Annotated in this window: 12 protein-coding genes; 10 read left to right on the plus strand and 2 right to left on the minus strand. The window is 61.8% G+C overall.

Annotated features, from left to right (window positions below; genetic code table 11):
* Positions 1 to 11 precede the first annotated feature (11 nt).
* The 3 genes from BMY45_RS00710 to BMY45_RS00720 are packed head-to-tail and all read left to right on the plus strand — an operon-like array spanning position 12 to position 3,594.
* Positions 12 to 1,913 (plus strand): two-component sensor histidine kinase AauS, encoded by a 1,902-nt coding sequence (locus BMY45_RS00710; protein WP_092393220.1) that lies wholly within the window; start codon positions 12 to 14, stop codon positions 1,911 to 1,913.
* On the plus strand, positions 1,910 to 3,238 hold the full coding sequence (locus BMY45_RS00715; protein WP_092393223.1) for a two-component response regulator AauR: 1,329 nt from the start codon (positions 1,910 to 1,912) through the stop codon (positions 3,236 to 3,238). The genes BMY45_RS00710 and BMY45_RS00715 overlap by 4 nt, the downstream gene beginning before the upstream one ends.
* A 26-nt stretch (positions 3,239 to 3,264) precedes the next feature.
* The gene (locus tag BMY45_RS00720; protein ID WP_177193297.1) at positions 3,265 to 3,594 is read left to right on the plus strand and encodes a GlpM family protein; all 330 of its coding nucleotides are present in this window, start codon (positions 3,265 to 3,267) and stop codon (positions 3,592 to 3,594) included.
* Positions 3,595 to 3,773: 179 nt separating this feature from the next.
* Here the strand turns inward: BMY45_RS00720 and BMY45_RS00725 are convergent, their stop codons facing one another.
* Both BMY45_RS00725 and BMY45_RS00730 read right to left on the minus strand, forming a co-directional pair.
* Positions 3,774 to 4,388 (minus strand): NAD(P)-dependent oxidoreductase, encoded by a 615-nt coding sequence (locus tag BMY45_RS00725; RefSeq protein WP_092393229.1) that lies wholly within the window; start codon positions 4,386 to 4,388, stop codon positions 3,774 to 3,776.
* Positions 4,389 to 4,447: 59 nt separating this feature from the next.
* Positions 4,448 to 5,326 (minus strand): MBL fold metallo-hydrolase, encoded by an 879-nt coding sequence (locus BMY45_RS00730; protein WP_092393232.1) that lies wholly within the window; start codon positions 5,324 to 5,326, stop codon positions 4,448 to 4,450.
* A gap of 112 nt (positions 5,327 to 5,438) precedes the next feature.
* Here BMY45_RS00730 and BMY45_RS00735 point away from each other — a divergent pair, with 112 nt between their 5' ends.
* The 7 genes from BMY45_RS00735 to BMY45_RS00765 all read left to right on the plus strand — a co-directional run bounded on the left by BMY45_RS00735 (position 5,439) and on the right by BMY45_RS00765 (position 15,081).
* Positions 5,439 to 6,344 carry a LysR family transcriptional regulator gene (locus tag BMY45_RS00735; RefSeq protein ID WP_092393234.1) on the plus strand — a complete coding sequence of 302 codons (906 nt, stop codon included), beginning with the start codon at positions 5,439 to 5,441 and terminating at the stop codon, positions 6,342 to 6,344.
* A gap of 213 nt (positions 6,345 to 6,557) precedes the next feature.
* The gene (locus tag BMY45_RS00740; protein ID WP_092393237.1) at positions 6,558 to 8,066 is read left to right on the plus strand and encodes a sigma-54-dependent transcriptional regulator; all 1,509 of its coding nucleotides are present in this window, start codon (positions 6,558 to 6,560) and stop codon (positions 8,064 to 8,066) included.
* 428 nt (positions 8,067 to 8,494) lie between these two features.
* Positions 8,495 to 8,878 (plus strand): glycine cleavage system protein GcvH, encoded by a 384-nt coding sequence (gene gcvH / locus BMY45_RS00745; protein WP_092393240.1) that lies wholly within the window; start codon positions 8,495 to 8,497, stop codon positions 8,876 to 8,878.
* A gap of 10 nt (positions 8,879 to 8,888) precedes the next feature.
* Complete coding sequence (gene gcvP / locus BMY45_RS00750) at positions 8,889 to 11,738, plus strand: aminomethyl-transferring glycine dehydrogenase (RefSeq protein WP_092393243.1); 2,850 nt, start codon at positions 8,889 to 8,891, stop codon at positions 11,736 to 11,738.
* A 196-nt stretch (positions 11,739 to 11,934) separates the two neighbouring features.
* The gene (locus BMY45_RS00755; protein ID WP_092393246.1) at positions 11,935 to 13,311 is read left to right on the plus strand and encodes an L-serine ammonia-lyase; all 1,377 of its coding nucleotides are present in this window, start codon (positions 11,935 to 11,937) and stop codon (positions 13,309 to 13,311) included.
* 39 nt (positions 13,312 to 13,350) lie between these two features.
* Positions 13,351 to 14,475, plus strand: a complete 1,125-nt coding sequence (gcvT, locus tag BMY45_RS00760; RefSeq protein WP_092393249.1) for a glycine cleavage system aminomethyltransferase GcvT — start codon at positions 13,351 to 13,353, stop codon at positions 14,473 to 14,475.
* Between the two features lie 393 nt (positions 14,476 to 14,868).
* The gene (locus BMY45_RS00765) at positions 14,869 to 15,081 is read left to right on the plus strand and encodes a cold-shock protein (protein WP_092393252.1); all 213 of its coding nucleotides are present in this window, start codon (positions 14,869 to 14,871) and stop codon (positions 15,079 to 15,081) included.
* Positions 15,082 to 15,110 lie beyond the last annotated feature (29 nt).

Raw genomic sequence — 15,110 nt, forward strand, 5'->3', positions numbered from 1 at the left:
AGGCTTCTGTGATGAAATGCGACCCCACTCTCTATCGCGCCGCGCCGCCATCACTTGCCGTGAAGCCCCGTCTGATTCGCCATCTGTTCCTGCCGCCACTGATCATTGCCCTGATGATCGGCCTGGGTTACCTCGGTTTCTGGATCAGTGAGCACTACGGCATTCGTGGTCTGGGCGAGAACGGCGAGCGCCAGTTGGAGCTGCACGCCCGTGCGGTCGAGAGCGAGATCAGCAAGTACACCTACCTGCCCAGCCTGCTGGAGCTTGAATCCAGCGTTTCGCAACTGCTCGACGACCCCACGCCCGAGCATCGCAAGACTGTCAACGAATACCTCGAAGGCCTGAACCGGCGCAGCCGCAGTCGGGCCATTTACGTGATGGACACCACAGGTCGGGTCATGGCGACCAGCAACTGGCGCGACGTCGACAGTTACCTGGGTGAAGACCTGTCCTTCCGCGCCTATTTCCAGAACGCCGTACGCGGTCAGCCCGGGCGCTTCTATGGCATCGGCAGCACCAGCGGCGAGCCTGGCTATTACCTGGCCCATGGCCTGGAACAGCAGGGCAAGATCATCGGCGTGGCGGTGGTCAAAGTGCGCCTGGAAGCCATGGAAGAGCGCTGGCAACGCGCGCGCCTGGAAGCCTTCGTCAGCGACGAAAATGGCATCATCATTTTGTCCAGCGATCCGGCGCGACGGCTCAAATCCGTGCGACCTTTGAGCGACGAAACCAAGGAGCGCCTGGCCCGCAGCCTGCAGTATTACTGGTTCCCATTGAACGAGCTGATTCCCCTGGCTCGCGAACGACTGGCCGAAGGCATGGAAAAACTGACCTTCCCGGCCAACGCTGAGCTGGTGTCCGACGAACGGGCCATCAGCTATCTGTCACAGACCCGCCCCTTGAGCGACACGCCCTGGAATTTCACCCTGCTGACGCCCCTTGAAGACCTGCGTCGCCAGGCGATCAACCAGGGAATCCTGGTGGCCGTGGCCTTCGCCCTGGTGGCTTTCCTGCTGATCGCCTGGAACGAGCGGCGCAAGGTCATCGCCACTCGCCTCGCTGCCCGGGAAGCCTTGCAGGAAGCCAACAATCAGCTCGAACGTCGGATTACCGAACGCACCACCGACCTGCGGGCCAGCAATGAACGGCTCAAGGGCCAGATCCGCGAACGGCGGCAGGCCGAAGAGACGTTGCGCCGGGCCCAGGACGAACTGGTGCAGGCCGGTAAGCTCGCCGCCATCGGCCAGATGTCCACCAGCATCGCCCATGAACTCAACCAGCCGCTGGCGGCGTTGCGTACCTTGTCCGGCAACACCGTGCGCTTCCTGGAGCGGGGTCAACTGGATATCGCCAGCGCCAACCTCAAGACCATCAACGACCTGATCGACCGCATGGGCCGGATCACTGCCAGCCTGCGCTCCTTTGCCCGACGCGGCGACGATCAGGGTCGGGCCAGCCTTGGCAAGGCAGTCGAAGCCGCGCTGCAACTGCTGGGTGGACGCCTCGAAAGCCTGAAGATCCAGATGCATGCCGGTTACGACGACGTGCAGGTACAGATCGACCAGACGCGTCTTGAACAAATCCTGGTGAACCTGATCGGCAACGCCCTGGACGCCATGCAGAGCCAACCCGAGCCGCGGCTGTGGCTTGAAGGCACTGCCTCGGATGGCAAATATCGCCTGCGGGTGCGAGACAACGGCCATGGCATCGATCCCGAGGCACGCAAGCATTTGTTCGAACCGTTCTTTACCACCAAACCCGGCGAACAAGGCCTTGGCTTGGGCTTGACCCTCTCGGCAAGCCTGGCCGCCGCCGCGGGTGGCCATCTGGGGGTCGAGTCCCCGACCGAAGGTGGAACCACTTTTATCCTCAGTTTACCGTTGGTAAGCCCTTTACCTGCCGAGCAGCCATGAACAACGACCTGAGCGTACTGATCGTCGAGGACGACCCGCATGTCCTGCTGGGCTGCCAGCAGGCCCTGACCCTGGAAGACATTCCCTGCATCGGTGTGGGCAGCGCCGAAGAGGCCCTGGAGCGGGTCGGCGATGACTTTGCCGGCATCGTCATCAGTGACATTCGCCTGCCGGGCATCGATGGCCTGGAGCTGCTGACCCGCCTCAAGGCCCGGGACCGCAGCCTGCCGGTGGTGCTGATCACTGGCCACGGCGACATCTCCATGGCCGTGGGTGCCATGCAAAAAGGCGCCTATGACTTCATGGAGAAACCCTTCTCCCCCGAACGCCTGGTGGACGTCGCCCGCCGCGCGCTGGAACAACGCAGCCTGGCCCGGGAGGTTTCATCGCTGCGCCGGCAACTGGCCGAACGCGACTCCCTGGAAGGCCGGATCATTGGCCGTTCACCGGCCATGCAGCACCTTCGAGAGCTGATCGCCAACGTGGCCGACACCTCGGCCAACGTTCTGATCGAAGGAGAAACCGGCACCGGCAAGGAACTGATCGCGCGCTGCCTGCACGACTTCAGTCGGCGTCACAGCAAACAGTTCGTCGCGCTGAACTGCGGCGGCCTGCCGGAAAACCTCTTCGAAAGCGAGATCTTCGGCCATGAGGCCAATGCCTTTACCGGTGCCGGCAAACGCCGGATCGGCAAGATCGAGCACGCCGACGGCGGCACGCTGTTTCTCGATGAAGTAGAGAGCATGCCCCTGCCCTTGCAGATCAAGTTGCTGCGGGTGTTGCAGGAACGCACCCTCGAGCGCCTGGGATCAAACCAGAGCGTGGCGGTGGATTGCCGGGTCATCGCCGCCACCAAATCCGATCTGGACGAACTGGGCCGGGCCGGGCAGTTTCGCAGCGACTTGTATTACCGCCTCAACGTGGTGACCCTGGAACTGCCGCCACTGCGCGAGCGCCGCGAAGACATTCTGCAACTGTTCGAGCATTTTCTGCAGCAGTCGTCCCTGCGCTTCGACCGTACGGTGCCGGAGCTGGACAACCAGACGCTGTCCAACCTGATGAGCCACGACTGGCCGGGCAACGTGCGGGAACTGCGCAACGTTGCCGAACGCTATGCACTGGGCCTGCCGGCCTTCAAGAAGTCGGGGGCCAGCGGCGCCAGCCAGGGCCTGGCCTTCGCCGAAGCGGTAGAAGCCTTCGAACGCAACCTGCTGGTGGACGCCCTGCAACGCAGCGGTGGCAACCTGACCCAAGCCAGCCTGGAGCTAGGCATGGCCAAAACCACGCTGTTCGACAAAGTCAAAAAATATGGCCTGAGCCATTAACCTGGGGCAGTAGACCTGTGGACCTGATTTTCAAAGCAGCGCTCGGTGCCGCCGTGGTGGTCATCCTGGCGATGCTCGCCAAGACCAAGAACTATTACATCGCCGGACTGGTGCCACTGTTCCCCACCTTCGCCCTGATCGCCCACTACATTGTTGGCAAAAGCCGTTCAGTGGACGATCTGAAAACCACCATCGTGTTTGGCATGTGGTCGATCATCCCCTATTTCGTGTACCTGGCCACACTGTATGTGATGGTCGACCGGATGCGCCTTGAAGCTTCGCTGGCCGTGGCGGCGGTGGCGTGGCTGATGGCGGCGACGGTGCTGGTCAGCGTGTGGATGAGAATCCACAGCTGACCCCGTAGGAGCTGCCGAAGGCTGCGATCTTTTGACCTTGATCTTGATCGTTCGCTCGCGACTCAATTGCCAGGGGCAAGATCGCAGCCTCGTTGCACTCGACAGCTCCTACAGTTCGCGCAGGTCAGAGAGTTCGTGCAGGTTGTGCAGGTCAGAAAGTTCGTGCAGGTGGTGCAAGATCAATAACCGACGGTAAAGCGCTGCCGCGAAAACTGCGGCGTCTCCACTTCATCGATCATTGCAATGGCGTAATCGGTAAAGCTGATCCAGCTGCGCCCGGTGGCGTCGAACAGCAGGTGATCCTTGCCGATACGGAACTGCCCGGTGCGCTCGGTCTCGACGAACTCCGCCGAGGGCGAGAGGAAGGTCCAGTCCAGGTCCTGCTCCTTGAGCAGCACGTCCAGGAACAATGCTCCGGCACTGGCTTCGGCGAGGTATTCCTCAGGGAAGCCTTCGCTGTCGATCACACGGCTATTGTCCGGCAGCAGCAACGAACCGGCCCCGCCCACCACCAGCAAGCGCTTGACTCCGGCCACCTTGACGGGGGCGATCACTTTGTCGGCCGGCACGGTGGCGAAATGGGCGGCGCAAATCACCGCATCATGACCGGCTACCGCTGCGGTCAACGCCTCGCTGTCCAATGCATCCAACTGCTGGCTGACCACACCAGCCCGCTCGCCGATTTTTGCGGTGTTACGGGCAATGGCCGTCACGCTGTGACCGCGACGCAGGGCTTCTTCCAACAACTGGCTGCCAGCCCGACCGGTGGCGCCGATGATTGCGATTTTGCTCATGATGTTCTCCGTTGGTTAGCGATGTTTGAAAGACAGGCTGATGTGGCGCTACAACCGAATCACCACTTCATCTCACCCTTGGCTACCTTGGCACTAAGCTCCAGGGAGCTGTCTTCCCCAAGATCGGGGTAGCGCTGCTTCATGGCGGCGATCAGGGCAGCGGAATCCTTGGCTTTGGCGGTTTCCTCGTCGAAGGCCTTGATGTAGTCGGCGGTGAATTTCACCGGCGCCAGGGACCGGGCGCTTTCACCCAGGTAATGGCCGGGAACCACGGTGTTCGGTTGCAGTTTTTCAATGCCCTCCAGCGTCGCCAGCCAATCCTTGTGGGACTGCGGCGTCTGCGTGTCGGCCATCCAGACGTGAATGTTCTCAGCCACCACGACGCCGCCGACCACGGCCTTGATCGACGGGATCCAGACGAAGCTGCGGTCCGGTTGCGGGCCATCAAGACCGATGATCTGCAAGCGCTTACCCTCCAGGGTCAGGCTGTCGCCCTTGAGTACCTGGGGCACAATCGCTTTGCTCGGCGCATCAGCCTTGAGGATCGGCCCCCAATATTTCAACTTGCCGTCCAGGGTGTGCTTGATGTGTTCGACGGTCGGCGCGGATGCCAGCACCTTGGCCTTCGGGAACGCGGCGGACAGAGTCTCCAGACCAAAATAGTAGTCGGGATCGCCGTGGCTGATGTAAATCGTGGTCAATTGCTTGCCGCTGGCGCGGATTTTCTGCACCAATTGTTCGGCCTGAGACTTACCAAACTGGGCGTCCACCAGAATCGCCTCTTTTTCTCCACTGACCAATACCGAAGTCACCGGGAACACTGCCGCTGCGCCGGGGTTATAGACATCCAGCGCAAGGTCGGCTGCCCAGGTGTTGGCCGCAAAAATCATCGAAGCGCTGGTCAGCAGCAGACGCTTGAATAAGGTGGATCCGGTCATGTTGTGCTCCGTTGTGCATAAGCCCGATTGGCAATGAGCGCAGCTTAGTGACCTGACTCGTTTCAAAAAATGCGATGCTTGGACATAGTTTGTTTCTGAAATCGGGCAAATCATGGATCGTCTACACGCAATGCAAGTGTTCGTCGCGGTGGTGGAGTTGGGCAGTCAGTCGGCGGCAGCCGAACACCTGGAGCTGTCGCGACCGGTGGTGTCACGGTATCTGGCGGAACTGGAGGACTGGGTCGGAGCCCGGTTGATGCACCGCACCACCCGCAAGCTGAGCCTGACGGCTGCGGGCCTGGAAATCCTGCCGCGCTGTCGGCAGATGCTGGAGCTGTCCGGCGACATGCAGGCCGCCGTCAGTACGCCGGACGACGCGCCCCGTGGCATGCTGCGCATCAGCGCCAGCACCTCGTTCGGCCAGGCCCAACTGGCGGCGGCCATGGCCGAGTTCGTCGGGCGTTATCCGGGGGTCAGCATCGACCTGCAAATGCTCGATCGCACGGTGAACCTGGTGGACGAACGCATCGACCTGGCGATCCGCATGAGCAACGACCTTGACCCGAACCTGATTGCCCGGCGCTTGACGGTTTGTCGCTCGGTGATCTGCGCCTCACCCGCTTACCTGCAGGAACATCCGGCGCCACAGCGGGTCGAGGACCTGAGCCGGCACAACTGCCTGACCCACTCCTACGTCGGCAGGAGCCTGTGGCATTTCGAGCAAGACGGCGAGCAGGTCTCGGTGCCGGTGCAGGGCAACATCAGCGCCAACGAGGCCAGCACCCTGCTGCGGGCGACCATGGCTGGCGCCGGGGTGGCGATGCTGCCCAGCTACCAGGCGGGCACGCACATCCAGAACGGCGAGCTGATCCGCCTGCTGACCCACGCCGAACCCCGGAAAATGAACATGTACGCGGTGTATGCATCACGCAAGCACATGCCCTCGGCACTGCGTAGCCTGCTGGATTTTTTGGTGCTCAAGTTTCCCGAGACGCCGGAGTGGGATATTGGGTTGTAAACCCTGGCCTCACCGAGATCCCTGTGGGAGCGAGCCTGCTCGCGATGCGCATTAGCATTCAACACAGAGGCTGACTGATTCACCGCTATCGCGAGCAGGCTCGCTCCCACAGAAGTTATCTGTACAGCCTCAAGTCATGCGCCAGGATTTCACCAATAGCCCGCCCCAAGGCATACTGGCCACCCTCCGTATTCCAGAACCCAAAACCGCCCCATGCGTATCCACGTCAGTTTCATCGACCGCGTCGGCATTACCCAGGAAGTCCTGGCTTTGCTCGGTGGGCGCAATCTCAATCTGGATGCGGTGGAGATGGTGCCGCCCAACGTCTACATCGACGCTCCGACCCTCAGCCCGCAGGTGCTGGACGAATTACGCGAGGCGCTGTTCAGCGTGCGGGGTGTGCAGGCAGTCACTGTGGTGGACATCCTGCCAGGCCAGCGTCGGCACTTGCAGCTCGACGCCCTGCTCGCGGCCATGACCGACCCGGTACTGGCCCTGGACAGCGCCGGCCACGTGTTGCTGGCCAACCCGGCGCTGATCGCCCTGTACGGCCGTGAACCGGCCGGAGAAAGCGTTGCCGAGCTGTTCGGTGACGAGGCCCTGTTGGGGGCTTTGCTGGAGAATGGTTTCCGCCTGCCGCTGCGGGAAATCACCCTCAACGGCCAGACTCTGCTGCTGGACGCCACGCCCATCACGAACGCTGGTGCGTTGCTGACCCTCTATCAGCCAAACCGCATCGGCGAACGCCTGTCGGCGCTGCACCACGACCACGCCGAAGGGTTTGACGCGCTGCTCGGCGAATCCCCGGCGATCCGCACTCTCAAGGCCCGGGCCCAGCGGGTGGCGGCGCTGGATGCACCTTTGCTGATCCAGGGCGAAACCGGCACCGGCAAAGAGCTGGTGGCTCGGGCCTGCCACGCCATCAGTGCCCGTCACGGCGCGCCGTTCCTGGCCTTGAACTGCGCCGCACTGCCGGAAAACCTGGCCGAAAGCGAGCTGTTCGGCTACGCCCCGGGCGCCTTCACCGGGGCGCAACGGGGGGGCAAGCCAGGGCTGATGGAACTGGCGAACCAGGGCACGGTATTTCTCGATGAAATCGGCGAGATGTCGCCTTACCTGCAAGCCAAACTGCTGCGGTTCTTGAACGATGGCAGCTTCCGTCGGGTCGGCGGCGACCGGGAAATCAAGGTCAATGTGCGCATTCTCAGCGCGACCCACCGCAACCTGGAAAAAATGGTCAGCGAAGGTTCGTTCCGCGAAGACCTGTTCTATCGCCTGAACGTGCTCAATGTCGAAGTGCCGCCGCTGCGTGAACGCGGCCAGGACATCCTGCTGCTGGCGCGCTACTTCATGCAGCAGGCCTGTGCGCAAATCCAGCGCCCGGTCTGCCGCCTGGCCCCCGGCACCTACCCGGCGCTGCTGGGTAACCGCTGGCCGGGCAATGTGCGGCAATTGCAGAACGTGATCTTCCGCGCCGCGGCCATTTGTGAAAGCAGCCTGGTGGACATTGGCGACCTGGACATTGCCGGCACTTCCGTGGCGCGCCAGGGTGACGTGGAAGTCGAGAGCCTTGAGCAAGCCGTGGAAGCCTTCGAAAAACACCTGCTCGAAAGCCTCTACGTCAACTATCCCTCCACCCGCCAGCTCGCCAGCCGCCTGCAAACCTCCCACACCGCCATTGCCCATCGGTTGCGCAAATACGGGATTTCCGGCAAGCCATAGACCCGCTGCTGCCCTCTGTGGGAGCGAGCCTGCTCGCGATAGCGATGTATCCGTCAACATCAGTGCTGGCTGACCCACCGCTCTCGCGAGCAGGCTCGCTCCCACAATGAGCTGCATCGCATGCGGAAACGCTTCAAAACCGACCTCCATCTGTACTGAAAGCGCTACAGTGGAATGATATCGCTACAGAGGTCGCCAGGCAGCGCTGTGCAAGGCTTTGATCCCACTAGGGTTTTATCCGGGCGCGGATCTGTAGCGATTTCGCTACAGACAGAACCGCTCAGTCTTGGCCAATACAATCCAAATCATTGATATTTAAATATTTTTTTGTATTGGCCGCATTCTTGCTAAGGATATAACCATTCGGCCGGGCCAAGCCCCGCGCCTTTCTTCGCGTCCACCAGACGAATCTGGCCCCAGGAGTTTCCATGAGCGAGTTGCGTTTCACTGAAGATCACGAATGGCTGCGCACTGAAGCCGACGGCAGCGTTACCGTTGGTATTACCGCGTTTGCCCAGAACGCCTTGGGCGATGTGGTCTATGTTCAGTTACCGGAACTGCAAAGCTACGCCAAGGGTGACGAAGCCTCTACCGTGGAATCGGTAAAAGCCGCCAGCGGTGTGTACATGCCGCTGGACGGAGAAGTGCTGGAAGTGAACCCGGCCCTGGAAAGCAATCCGGAACTGGTCAACGAAGATCCGCTGGGTGCAGGCTGGTTTTTCCGATTCAAGCCCGCCGACGCCAGCCAAGTTGGCCAACTGCTGAATCAGGACGCCTATGACCGCCTGATCAAAGCCAACGCCGAAGCCTGAGGAGCGCAACATGACCGTTAATCTCGGCACCGCCAACGAATTCATCGCCCGCCACATCGGCCCGCGGGCCAGCGACGAGCAAGCCATGCTCGAGCGCCTGGGCTACGACTCCCTGGAAGCGTTGAGCGCCAGCGTCATTCCGGAAAGCATCAAGGGCACCAGCGTGCTGGACATGGGCGACGGCCAGAGTGAAGCCGATGCACTGGCCTCGATCAAAGCCATCGCCGGCAAGAACCAACTGTTCAAGACCTACATCGGCCAGGGCTACTACAACTGCCACACGCCAGCGCCGATTCTGCGCAACCTGCTGGAAAACCCGGCCTGGTACACCGCCTACACCCCTTACCAGCCAGAAATTTCCCAGGGCCGTCTGGAAGCGCTGCTGAACTTCCAGACCTTGATCAGCGACCTCACTGGTCTGCCGATCGCCAACGCATCCTTGCTGGACGAAGCCACCGCCGCCGCCGAGGCCATGACCTTCTGCAAGCGCCTGAGCAAGAACAAGAGCAGCAATGCCTTCTTCGCTTCCCGCCATTGCCACCCGCAAACCCTCGATGTGCTGCGCACCCGTGCCGAGCCCTTGGGCATCGACGTAGTCGTGGGCGACGAACGGGAACTGACCGATGTCGCCAGCTTCTTCGGCGCGCTGCTGCAATACCCGGCCAGCAACGGTGACCTGTTCGATTACCGTGAACTGACCGAACGCTTCCATGCCGCCAACGCTCTGGTCGCCGTGGCCGCAGACCTGCTGGCCCTGACCCTGCTGACGGCACCGGGTGAATTCGGCGCCGACGTGGCCATCGGCAGCGCCCAGCGCTTCGGCGTGCCGCTGGGCTTTGGCGGTCCACACGCGGCGTATTTCTCCACCAAGGATGCCTTCAAGCGCGATATGCCTGGCCGCCTTGTGGGTGTTTCCGTGGACCGTTTCGGCAAGCCGGCCTTGCGCCTGGCGATGCAGACCCGCGAACAACACATCCGCCGCGAGAAAGCCACGAGCAACATTTGCACCGCCCAGGTCTTGCTGGCCAACATCGCCAGCATGTACGCCGTGTATCACGGCCCTAAAGGCCTGACGCAAATCGCCAACCGCATCCACCACCTGACCGCGATCCTCGCCAAAGGCCTGGGCGCATTGGGCCTGAGCGTTGAACAAGACAGCTTCTTCGACACCCTGACCCTGCACACCGGCGCGCAAACCGCCGCCCTGCACGACAAGGCGCGTGCCCAGCGCATCAACCTGCGCGTGGTGGACGCTGAACGCCTGGGCTTGTCCCTGGACGAAACCACCTCCCAGGCTGACGTCGAAACGCTGTGGAGCCTGTTGGCCGACGGCAAGGCCCTGCCGGACTTCGCCGCCCTGGCCGCCACCGTGCAAAGCCGCATCCCGGCCGAGCTGGTGCGCCAGTCGGCAGTCCTCAGCCACCCGGTGTTCAACCGCTATCACTCCGAAACCGAGCTGATGCGCTACCTGCGCAAGCTTGCCGACAAGGACCTGGCCCTGGATCGCACCATGATCCCGCTGGGTTCCTGCACCATGAAGCTCAATGCCGCCAGCGAAATGATCCCGGTGACCTGGGCCGAGTTCGGCGCCCTGCACCCGTTCGCCCCCGCCGAGCAGAGCGCCGGCTACCAACAACTGACCGACGAACTGGAAGCCATGCTGTGCGCCGCCACCGGTTACGACGCGGTGTCGTTGCAACCCAACGCCGGTTCCCAGGGCGAATACGCCGGTCTGCTGGCTATCCGCGCCTATCACCAGAGCCGTGGCGAAGACCGTCGCGATATCTGCCTGATCCCATCGTCGGCCCACGGCACCAACCCGGCTACCGCCAACATGGCCGGCATGCGTGTGGTCGTGACCGCCTGCGATGCGCGCGGCAACGTCGATATCGAAGACCTGCGGGCCAAGGCCACCGAGCACCGTGAACACCTGGCGGCGCTGATGATCACCTACCCGTCCACCCACGGTGTGTTCGAAGAAGGCATCCGCGAAATCTGCGGCATCATTCATGACAACGGCGGCCAGGTGTACATCGACGGCGCCAACATGAACGCCATGGTCGGCCTCTGCGCGCCGGGCAAGTTCGGCGGCGACGTGTCCCACCTGAACCTGCACAAGACCTTTTGCATTCCTCACGGCGGTGGCGGCCCGGGTGTCGGCCCGATCGGCGTCAAGTCCCACCTGGCGCCGTTTCTGCCGGGCCACGCCAACATGGCGCGCAAGGAAGGCGCGGTGTGCGCGGCGCCGTTCGGCAGCGCGAGCATCCTGCCGATCACCTGGATGTACATCCGCATGATGGGTGGCGCTGGCCTCAAGCGTGCCTCGCAACTGGCGATCCTCAACGCCAACTACATCGCCCGCCGTCTGGAAGAACACTATCCGGTGCTCTACTCCGGCAGCAACGGACTGGTGGCCCACGAGTGTATCCTCGACCTGCGCCCACTCAAGGACAGCAGCGGCATCAGCGTCGATGACGTGGCCAAGCGCTTGATCGACTTCGGCTTCCACGCGCCGACCATGTCGTTCCCGGTGGCCGGTACGCTGATGATCGAGCCGACCGAAAGCGAATCCAAGGAAGAACTGGACCGCTTCTGCGACGCCATGATCTGCATCCGCGAAGAAATCCGTGCGGTGGAAAACGGCAGCCTGGACAAAGACGACAACCCACTGAAAAACGCCCCCCACACCGCCGCGGAAATCGTCGGCGAGTGGACCCACCCCTATAGCCGCGAACAAGCGGTGTACCCGGTGGCCACGTTGATCGATGGCAAGTACTGGCCGCCGGTGGGCCGGGTCGACAACGTGTTCGGCGACCGCAACCTGGTCTGCGCCTGCCCGTCAATCGAAAGCTACGCTTGACCAGTGGAGGGGGGCGAGTAGTCGCCCCTCAACAAACCGCAGATCCCCTGTGGGAGCGAGCCTGCTCGCGATAGCGGAGTGTCAGTCAACATCTATGTCAACTGCCACACCGCTATCGCGAGCAGGCTCGCTCCCACACGGAATCCATGTAGACCCTCAATCGTCGATCCTCATAAAAAGAAACCGGAGAAACACCATGTCGTTAAGCGTGTTCGACCTGTTCAAAATCGGCATCGGCCCCTCCAGTTCCCATACGGTCGGCCCGATGCGTGCCGCTGCCCGTTTCGTCGAAGGGCTGCGTCGTGATGACCTGCTCAACGCCATCACCAGCGTCAAGGTCGAGCTCTACGGCTCACTCGGCGCCACCGGCAAAGGCCACGGCAGTGACAAGGCCGTGCTGCTGGGCCTGGAAGGCGAACACCCGGATACCGTGGACACTGAAACGGTCGACGCCCGCTTGCGCGAGATTCGCAGCAACGGGAGCCTGAACCTGCTGGGTGAACACTGCATTGAATTCAACGAAAAACTGCACCTGGCGATGATTCGCAAGCCGCTGCCCTTTCACCCCAACGGCATGATTTTCCGCGCCTTCGACGCGGCGGGCCTGCAGGTGCGCAGCCGCGAGTATTACTCGGTGGGCGGCGGTTTTGTCGTCGACGAAAGCGCTGCCGGTGCCGACCGTATCGTCGAAGATGCCACCCCCCTGACCTTCCCGTTCAAAAGTGCCAAGGACCTGCTCGGCCACTGCACCACCTACGGCTTGTCCATCAGCCAGGTGATGCTGACCAACGAAAGCGCCTGGCGCCCCGAAGCCGAAACCCGCGCCGGCCTGCTGAAGATCTGGCAAGTGATGCAGGATTGCGTGGCGGCCGGCTGTCGCAACGAAGGCATCCTGCCGGGCGGGCTGAAGGTCAAGCGCCGGGCCGCGGCGCTGCACCGCCAGTTGTGCAAGAACCCCGAAGCCGCCCTGCGCGATCCATTGTCGGTGCTGGACTGGGTCAACTTGTACGCCCTGGCGGTCAACGAAGAAAACGCCTACGGCGGCCGCGTCGTCACCGCTCCAACGAACGGTGCGGCGGGGATCATCCCGGCCGTGCTGCATTACTACATGCGCTTCATCCCTGGAGCCAATGAAGACGGCGTCGTGCGATTCCTGCTGACCGCCGCCGCCATCGGCATCCTGTACAAGGAAAACGCCTCCATCTCCGGCGCCGAAGTAGGTTGCCAGGGTGAAGTCGGCGTGGCCTGTTCCATGGCCGCCGGCGCCCTGTGCGAAGTGCTCGGCGGTACCGTGCAGCAAGTGGAAAACGCCGCCGAGATCGGCATGGAACACAACCTCGGCCTGACCTGCGACCCCATCGGTGGCCTGGTGCAGGTGCCGTGCATCGAGCGCAATGCCATGGGCTCGGTGAAAGCCATCAATGCGGTGCGCATGGCCATGCGCGGCGACGGCCATCACTTCGTGTCCCTCGACAAAGTCATCCGCACCATGCGCCAGACCGGCGCCGACATGAAAAGCAAATACAAGGAGACCGCCCGCGGCGGTCTGGCGGTCAACATCATCGAATGTTGATGCGCTTGCCTCACTTCTACATTTTTTCCAGGAGCTGATATGTCCACCGAACAACTGCTGAAGACCCCATTGCACGCCCTGCACCTCGAACTCGGCGCCCGCATGGTGCCGTTCGCCGGCTATGACATGCCGGTGCAATACCCATTGGGCGTAATGAAAGAGCACCAGCACACCCGCGATCAGGCCGGGCTGTTCGACGTGTCCCACATGGGCCAGATCCGTTTGAGCGGCGCCGACGCCGCCAAAGCGCTGGAAACCCTGGTGCCGGTGGACATCATCGACCTGCCGGTGGGCATGCAGCGCTATGCGATGTTCACCAACGAAAACGGCGGCATCCTCGACGACCTGATGGTCGCCAACCTGGGCAACAACGAGCTGTTCCTGGTGGTCAACGCGGCCTGCAAGGACCAGGACCTGGCCCACCTGCGCGCCCATATCGGCGATCAGTGCAGCATCGAGCCGCTGTTCGAAGCCCGCGCCCTCCTCGCCCTGCAAGGCCCGGCCGCCGTCACCGTGCTTGCGCGCCTGGCGCCAGACGTGGCGAAGATGACCTTCATGCAGTTCCAGCGCGTCACGCTGCTGGGCATGGACTGCTTTGTCAGCCGTTCGGGCTATACCGGTGAAGACGGTTTTGAAATCTCCGTACCCGCCGCCGATGCGGAAAAACTGGCCCGCGCGCTGCTGGCCGAACCGGAAGTGGCCGCCATCGGCCTTGGCGCCCGCGACTCCCTGCGCCTGGAAGCCGGCCTGTGCCTTTACGGCCATGACATGAACACTGAGACGACGCCAATCGAAGCCAGCCTGCTGTGGGCCATTTCCAAAGTGCGACGTGCCGATGGCGCCCGCGCTGGGGGGTTCCCTGGGGCTGAAACGGTGTTTGCCCAGCAACAGGGCGGCGTGAAGCGCAAACGTGTTGGTTTGCTGCCCCAGGAGCGCACGCCCGTGCGCGAAGGCGCTGAGGTCGTTAACGAGGCAGGCGAGATCATCGGTACGGTTTGCAGTGGCGGTTTCGGCCCATCGCTGGGCGGACCATTGGCGATGGGTTATCTGGACAGTGCCTATGTCGCACTGGACACGCCAGTTTGGGCCATGGTGCGTGGGAAAAAGGTGCCTTTGCTTGTAAGCAAAATGCCATTTGTGCCACAACGCTACTACCGCGGCTGATTGACTGTTTCTATACGTAACGCGGTTGCGTTATACGTGCACTAATGTGTAACGCAACCGCCATAAAAAGGTGCATCTACTCGTATTGGAATTGCACCTATAACGATTCAAAACAATTGAACTAGTCTATCAATAAGCCCAGCCCCGCAGCCCCTGCAAATGCCAGAATACCGAGCAAATACGGGCCCTTCAGAGGGGGTTGTTTTTTTGTTCCTAGTTGGCGTAGAGTCTGATCACTGTGTTTGCATGGGTCGCTTGGAATCGTGACCTGGGCAGTAGCTTATGAAGTTTGCTACATCCCGTTCGACGTCTCTTACTTTCCTGCAACCCAGCCCCAGTACTCTTTCATATGGAAGAGGCTGTCATTAATTTAGCGTCAAAGGAAATAAGAAAATGGCTGATCGTCAGAATGGTATCGTCAAGTGGTTCAACGACGAAAAGGGTTTTGGTTTTATCACGCCTGACAACGGTCCGGATCTGTTCGTACATTTCCGCGCTATCCAGGGCACCGGCTTCAAAAGCCTGAAGGAAGGCCAGAAAGTCTCTTTCGTAGCTGTGCAAGGTCAGAAAGGCATGCAGGCTGACGAGGTTCAGACCGAAGGCTAAAGCTTTCGAGAAACAAAAAAGCCCCTGAT

This window comes from Pseudomonas sp. NFACC39-1, from assembly GCF_900110355.1.
GTDB lineage: Bacteria > Pseudomonadota > Gammaproteobacteria > Pseudomonadales > Pseudomonadaceae > Aquipseudomonas > Aquipseudomonas tehranensis.